General features: G+C 70.1%; 7 protein-coding genes (1 of these 7 running past the window's edge). 1 reads left to right on the top strand and 6 read right to left on the bottom strand.

What is annotated here, in order from left to right; genetic code table 11:
* A protein-coding gene (locus CBF90_RS03005; RefSeq protein ID WP_088379907.1) for a thiamine-monophosphate kinase crosses the window boundary here: on the bottom strand, positions 1-687 show its 5' portion. It extends 411 nt beyond the left edge of the window; 687 of the gene's 1,098 nt are visible here — the first part of the coding sequence; it begins with the start codon at positions 685-687; the stop codon falls past the left edge of the window.
* A 53-nt stretch (positions 688-740) separates the two neighbouring features.
* Between CBF90_RS03005 and CBF90_RS03000 the strand changes: the two genes are divergently transcribed.
* Complete coding sequence (locus CBF90_RS03000) at positions 741-1,253, top strand: DUF3515 family protein (protein WP_023951010.1); 513 nt, start codon at positions 741-743, stop codon at positions 1,251-1,253.
* Between the two features lie 31 nt (positions 1,254-1,284).
* Here the strand turns inward: CBF90_RS03000 and CBF90_RS02995 are convergent, their stop codons facing one another.
* The 5 genes from CBF90_RS02995 to leuD form a co-directional block, all read right to left on the bottom strand.
* Entirely contained in the window at positions 1,285-2,385 is a 1,101-nt protein-coding gene (locus CBF90_RS02995; protein WP_088379906.1) for a D-alanine--D-alanine ligase family protein, read from the bottom strand.
* The gene (locus CBF90_RS02990; RefSeq protein WP_023951014.1) at positions 2,285-3,421 is read right to left on the bottom strand and encodes an NAD(P)H-dependent glycerol-3-phosphate dehydrogenase; all 1,137 of its coding nucleotides are present in this window, start codon (positions 3,419-3,421) and stop codon (positions 2,285-2,287) included. Before CBF90_RS02990 ends, CBF90_RS02995 begins: the two co-directional genes overlap by 101 nt.
* Positions 3,411-4,175 carry a 1-acyl-sn-glycerol-3-phosphate acyltransferase gene (locus CBF90_RS02985; RefSeq protein WP_023951016.1) on the bottom strand — a complete coding sequence of 255 codons (765 nt, stop codon included), beginning with the start codon at positions 4,173-4,175 and terminating at the stop codon, positions 3,411-3,413. Before CBF90_RS02985 ends, CBF90_RS02990 begins: the two co-directional genes overlap by 11 nt.
* 3 nt (positions 4,176-4,178) lie before the next feature.
* On the bottom strand, positions 4,179-5,546 hold the full coding sequence (gene murA / locus CBF90_RS02980) for a UDP-N-acetylglucosamine 1-carboxyvinyltransferase (protein WP_023951018.1): 1,368 nt from the start codon (positions 5,544-5,546) through the stop codon (positions 4,179-4,181).
* A gap of 72 nt (positions 5,547-5,618) precedes the next feature.
* On the bottom strand, positions 5,619-6,215 hold the full coding sequence (gene leuD / locus CBF90_RS02975; protein WP_023951020.1) for a 3-isopropylmalate dehydratase small subunit: 597 nt from the start codon (positions 6,213-6,215) through the stop codon (positions 5,619-5,621).
* Position 6,216 lies beyond the last annotated feature (1 nt).

Genomic DNA, 6,216 nt, shown 5'->3' with positions numbered 1-6,216 from the left:
CCCGGCCGCCGCCGCGCCGGAGCCGATCGGCGGGCGGGGACGCAGCTGCCCCGCCACAGCAGTGCGCTCGGGCGCGGTGAGGATTCCGGCGTCCACCGCGACCGCCTGACCGTCCTCGTCGCGGAACCGCTCGAACAGGATGTCGAGCCCGGCCGCCGCAAGCCCGACCTCGCCGCAGATCGCCAGGATGTCGCCGGGCCGGGCGCCTGAGCGGAGCACCGGAGAGTGCCCCGGCTCCATCTCGCCGATCGCGGTCACCGCGATCGTCAGAGTGTCCGAGCTCGTGAGGTCGCCGCCCGCGACACGGCAGCCCGGTGCGAGCTCGTCGCAGGCCTCGCGCAGACCGGTCGCGAGCTCCCGGACGAACCCGATGGTCGTCTCGGGAGGCATCGCGAGAGCGACGAACAGGGCCACGGGCCGGGCGCCCATCGCGGCGACGTCCGCCAGGTTGACCGCCGCGGCCTTCGCGCCGAGGTCCCTGCCGGACGACCATGCGAGACGGAAGTCGGGCCCGTGGATGAGGGTGTCGGTCGTCACGACGACGCGCGCATCGGCGAGCTGGAGCACCGCCGCGTCATCACCGGGTCCGACGAGCGAATCGGAAGGACCGAGGCGCTCGAGGATCGCGGCGAGCACCGCCTCCTCCGAGAGCGAGCCGACGGGGGTGGCGGGGGCGGCGTCGGGCATGGCTCCACGCTACCGCCGCGGTCGACCGGCTCGCGGCGCAGTACCCTGGAGAGGTGCTCCGCCGCCGATCCATCCCCGCTCTCGTCCTGGCCTCGGCGACCCTCGTTCTCGCCGGCTGCGCGGGAACCGTGAACGTTCCGGCGGCGCCGCAGGCGAACGCTCCCGAGTGCGCGGACGTGATGGTCCGCCTCCCGCAGACGGTCGCCGGAGCGGAGCGTCGCTGGACCGACAGTCAGGCCACCGCTGCCTGGGGCGACCCCGCCACCATCATCTTCTCGTGCGGCGTAGCCTCGCCCGGCCCGACGACGCTGCGCTGCGAGTCCGTCGCGGGAGTCGACTGGGTGATCGACGAATCCGAGGCTCCCCGGTTCCGCGTCGTCACCTTCGGGCGCACTCCCGCCGTCGAGCTCTTCTTCGACACCGAGAGCTCCGAGGACGTCCAGGGCGTGTCGAGCCGAGAGGTTCTCGACGAGCTCTCGCGAGTCGTCTCTCGGCTTCCCCGCGACGGCGGCGAATGCGTCGAACGCTCGGAGGCTACCCCGGTCCCGTCGCCCGTCGAACCCTGAGCGCGGGTCGCATCTCCGCCGTCGGAACCCGTCAGACGCGGTCGGCGACGCGGGAGAGCGCGATCTCGATCAGCTCGGAGATGAGATCGCCGTAGCTGAGGCCGGAGGCGATCCAGCACTTGGGGAACATCGAGATGGGCGTGAACCCCGGCATGGTGTTCAGCTCGTTGACGTACAGCCCGTCGGGCGTCCGGAAGAAGTCGACGCGCGCGAGACCGCGGCCGTCGACAGCGGCGAAGGCCGCCACCGCCATCCGCTTGAGCGCGTCGATCTCATCCTGGGTGACGTCGGCGGGGCAGACGACCTCCGCGCCGTCACCGCCGAGGTACTTCCCCTCGAAGTCGTAGAACTCACGCGTCGTCAGCACGATCTCCCCCGGCAGCGACGCACGGGCGGGCCCGCCGCCGCGTCCCTCCAGGACCGCGACTTCGACCTCACGGCCGACGATCGCGGGCTCGATCAGCACCTTGCCGTCTTCCGCGAAAGCGAGTTCGAGGGCGGCGTCGAGCTCACCGGGTTCGTGGACCTTCGACACGCCGACGCTCGAGCCGGCGCGCGCCGGCTTGACGAAGCTCGGGATGCCGAGAGCCGCGGCATCGGAGCGGACGCCTTCGGGATCCCGACGCCACCGGGCCTCGTCGACGGTGACCCAGGGCGCGACGGGGATACCGGCCGCCTGCAGCACGATCTTCATGAAGTGCTTGTCCATGCACAGCGCCGAGTCGAGGACGCCACCACCGGCGTAGGGCAGCTGCAGGGTGTCGAAGAAGCCCTGTATCGTGCCGTCCTCACCGTGCGGGCCGTGCAGGATCGGCAGCACGACGTCGACCTCGCCGAGGACATCGATGTCGCCGTCGACGCGGCGGACACGCAGCTCGCGCGGTCCGCCCGGCTCCGGCCACAGCACGCGAGTGCCGTTGTCGACGACCTCCGGCATCCGCTCCGGGTTCAGCGCGAACTTATCGGCGTCGTCGTCCTCGAGGACGAAGGCCCCCTCGCGCGTGATCCCGACGGGGATCACGCGGTAACGCTCACGATCGATCGCGCGCAGGACCCCGGCCGCCGTTGCGGAACTGATCGAATGCTCGCTGGAACGCCCGCCGAAGAGCACCGCTACTGTTGTCGTCGCCATGGGGGGTCCTCTCGCCGGTCGGCTTATCGTCGTCGGTGGTCAGGTGGGGCGCGATGTCGCGCGGGTTCATGGTGCCGTCCAGGACCATCTTGACCTGTTCGACGATGGGCATCTGCACTCCCGCGGCGCGCGCCAGCGTCAGGACGGGCGCCACGGACGCCAGGCCTTCGGCGGTCTGGTCCATCTGCTTCACGACGTCCTGGAACGAGAAGCCCTGTCCGAGCAGGCGCCCGGCCGTGTTGTTCCGGCTCAGGGGCGACTGGCAGGTCGCGATGAGGTCGCCGAGGCCCGCAAGGCCCTGGAGCGTCTCGGGGTGAGCTCCCTGTGCCACGGCGAAGTCCGTCATCTCGACCAGACCGCGCGTGATGATCGAGGCCTTCGTGTTCTCGCCGTACCCGACACCGTCCACGATGCCGATCGCGACGGCGATCAGGTTCTTCAGCACACCGCCGAACTCGGTCCCGATGACGTCGGTGTTGACGAACGAGCGGAAGTACCCGTTGCGGGCGCGCAGAGCGACCGCCTCGGCGGTGTCCTGACTCGCCGAGGCGATGACGGCGGCGGTCGGCTGCTCTCGCGCGATCTCGAGCGCGAGGTTGGGGCCCGATGCCACCGCGATGCGGTTGGGGTCGCAGTCCAGTCCCTGCTCGATCACCTGGCTCATCCGCAGGCCGGTGCGCTTCTCGACGCCTTTCATGAGCGACACCACCGGCATGGTTCCGCCGGCGATGAGCGGGCGGATGGCGGTGAGGTTCTCGCGCAGCGCCTGGCTCGAGACCGCGAGGTACACCTGCTCAGCACCGTCGAGCGCCTCGGAGAGATGATGGGTGGCCGTCATCGAGCGCGGGAGGTTGATGCCCGGCAGATAGCGGCTGTTGCGCTTGCCTTCGCGGATCTCGTGCGCAAGCTCGGTGCGGCGCGCCCACATCGTGACCTGGGCCCCGCCGTCGGCGAGAACCTTTCCGAACGTCGTTCCCCAGCTGCCCGAACCGATGACGGTGACGCGGGGTCCGGTGGTCTCGGTCCTACGGCTCAAGGCGACCCGTCTCCTTCTGGCCGTGCTGTCCCGGATTCCAGCGCTCGGCGGGCGGCTCCTCGCCGCGGAGCTGCCCCAGCAGGCCCGCGATACGCGCCATGACGGTATCCGTGGCCGCCACCAGCTGGGCCGGCGACGGCGTGACGCCCGGCTCCAGCGCGAGATCCACCCGCGGCCCGAACCGCACGCGGATGCGCTTGCGGAGCGGCCAGGCGCTGAACTTGCCGTAGCGGGGCAGGATCGACTGCACGCCCCACGTCGCGACCGGGATGATCGGGATGTCGCCGGCGGTTGCGACGCGCACCGCGCCCGACTTGCCGCGCATCGGCCACAGCTCGGGCTCGCGGGTCAGCGATCCCTCGGGATACACGATGACGCCGCGGCCGTCGGCCACGAGCTCGGCGGCCTGGGCGATCGCCTGACCGGCGGCGGAGGCCGACGTCGTCCGGGAGACCGGGATCATGCCGAGGCCCTTCAGGACCGCGCCCACGACCGGTACCCGGAAGAGGCTCTCCTTCGCCATGAAGCGCGGTGCCCGCCCGAGCCGCCAGGTCGCGACCGCGATCACGATCGGATCGAACTCGCTGTAGTGGTTCGGGGCGAGGACGTACGGTCCCTCCTCGGGGAGATGCTCACCGCCCTCGATCTCGATCCGGGCGAGCAGTCCGACGGCGGGCACGACCACGGCTGCCGCCAGCCAGAACGGTGTCGGCTTGGTCTTCTCCGCTGACGCGCGACGGCGGTTCTCGGACATCGGTCAGCCGATGACGTCGAAGTCGGCGCCGAGCGCCTCGAGCTTGTCGAAGAACTTCTCGTAACCGCGACGGATGATCCCGACGTTGCGAACGACCGAGACGCCCTCGGCCGCCAGCGCCGCGATGACGTAGCTGTAGCCCCCGCGGAGGTCGGGCACGACGACATCCGCCCCGTGCAACGGGGTCGGACCGGTGATGACCGCGGCCTGCTCGAGCGCACGACGGGGAACGCGGCGATCCGGGCTCGCGATGCCCTCGGGGTGCACCACGATCTGAGCACCCATCTTGTTGAGGGCCTGCGTGAAGCCCAGACGGTTCTCGTACACCGTCTCGTGCACCGTCGAGACGCCTTCAGCCTGAGTGAGCGCGACGATGAGCGGCTGCTGCCAGTCGGTCATGAACCCCGGGTGGACGTCGGTCTCGACCGAGACGGGACGCAGTGCGCCGTCGCGACGGAACCGGATGCCGTCCTCCTGGATGTCGAAGTCGCCGCCGGCCTTGCGGAAGACGTTGAGGAACGTCAGCATCTCCTGCTGCTTGGCGCCGCCGACGAAGATGTCGCCGTCGGTCGCCAGCGCAGCGCATGCCCACGACGCGGCCTCGTTGCGGTCGAAGATCGACCGGTGGTCGTAGCCCCGGAGCCGGTCGACGCCCTCGATGAAGATGACGCGGTTCGGCTCGTAGGAGATGATCGCGCCCATCTTCTGCAGGACCGCGATCAGATCCATGATCTCGGGCTCGATGGCGGCGTTGCGCAGCTCCGTCGTGCCCTTGGCCCGTACCGCGGTCAGCAGGACCTGCTCGGTGGCCCCGACACTCGGGTAGGGCAGTTCGATGTCGGCCCCGTGAAGGCCCTCGGGCGCCGAGAGACGGATGCCGCTGGGCTGCTTGTCCACGATCGCGCCGAACTTGCGCAGCGCGTCGAGGTGGAAGTCGATCGGGCGGTCGCCGATACGGCAGCCGCCGAGGTCGGGGATGAACGCCTGGCCGAGCAGGTGCAGCAGCGGTCCGCAGAAGAGGATCGGGATTCGCGAAGCACCGGCGTGCGCGTCGATCTCCTCGAACCCGGCCGACTCGGCGCCGCTCGGGTCGAGCCGGTACGTGCCCTCGCCGTCGTCGGCGACCGTCACCCCGTGCACCTCGAGAAGCGAGCGCACCACGGCGACGTCGCTGATGTCGGGGACGTCGCGCAAGACGCTCTCGCTCTCACCGAGCAGCGAGGCGACCATGGCCTTGGTCGCGAAGTTCTTCGCTCCCTTGACGTCGACACGTCCGACGAGGGGCCGTCCGCCCCGGATCTCGAGGATCTCGCCGTCTTCGCGACGGCTGCCGTTCTCCGATGCGATCGGCTCACTCGGCGGAGTGCTCATGCAGGACTTCCTCACTTGGTGATCGAGGGCGGGGCGGATCTTCGCCCCACGGGTCAGGGGCGTGATCCGGGGCTACGCGACGGGGAGTGTCCGAGGTCGCCACGCCTCACGGCGCGCCTCGAACTGCGCGATCGCCTCTTCATTGCGCAGCGTGAGCCCGATGTCGTCGAGTCCCTCGAGGAGCCTCCAACGAGTGTAATCGTCGATCTCGAAGGGGACTCGGAGGTCGCCCAGAGCGGCGACGCGCGCCTCGAGGTCGACCGTCATCCGCACTCCGGGCTGCGCATCCACGGCAGCCCAGATCGCCTCACGGTCCGACTCGGAGATGACGCCGGCGAGGAGTCCCTGCTTACCGGCGTTGCCGCGGAAGATGTCGGCGAACTTGGGGGCCAGCACCACGCGGAATCCGAAGTCGCGCAACGCCCAGACGGCATGCTCACGGCTCGAGCCGGTACCGAAATCCGGACCCGCGACGAGGATCGACGCCCCCGCGAAGGCCGGCTGGTTGAGGACGAACTCGGGATCCTGACGCCAGTTGGCGAAGAGGGCGTCTTCGAAGCCGGTCTTGGTGACGCGCTTGAGGTAGACGGCGGGGATGATCTGGTCGGTGTCGACGGCGGAGCGCTTGAGCGGGGCGACGACACCGGTGTGGGTCTCGAACTTCTCCATG

It is taken from the genome of Microbacterium sp. AISO3 (genome assembly GCF_002204305.1).
GTDB classification, from domain to species: Bacteria; Actinomycetota; Actinomycetes; order Actinomycetales; family Microbacteriaceae; genus Microbacterium; species Microbacterium arborescens.
The sequence above is the reverse complement of the archived record's forward strand: the minus strand, read 5'-3'. Positions and strand labels throughout refer to the sequence as shown.

Bases quoted from the DNA above. Each gene is read 5' to 3' on its own strand.
- CBF90_RS02995 (WP_088379906.1), bottom strand. From the start codon at position 2,385: ATGGCGACGACAACAGTAGCGGTGCTCTTCGGCGGGCGTTCCAGCGAG.
- CBF90_RS02985 (WP_023951016.1), bottom strand. From the start codon at position 4,175: ATGTCCGAGAACCGCCGTCGCGCGTCAGCGGAGAAGACCAAGCCGACA.
- murA (WP_023951018.1), bottom strand. From the start codon at position 5,546: ATGAGCACTCCGCCGAGTGAGCCGATCGCATCGGAGAACGGCAGCCGT.
- leuD (WP_023951020.1), bottom strand. From the start codon at position 6,215: ATGGAGAAGTTCGAGACCCACACCGGTGTCGTCGCCCCGCTCAAGCGC.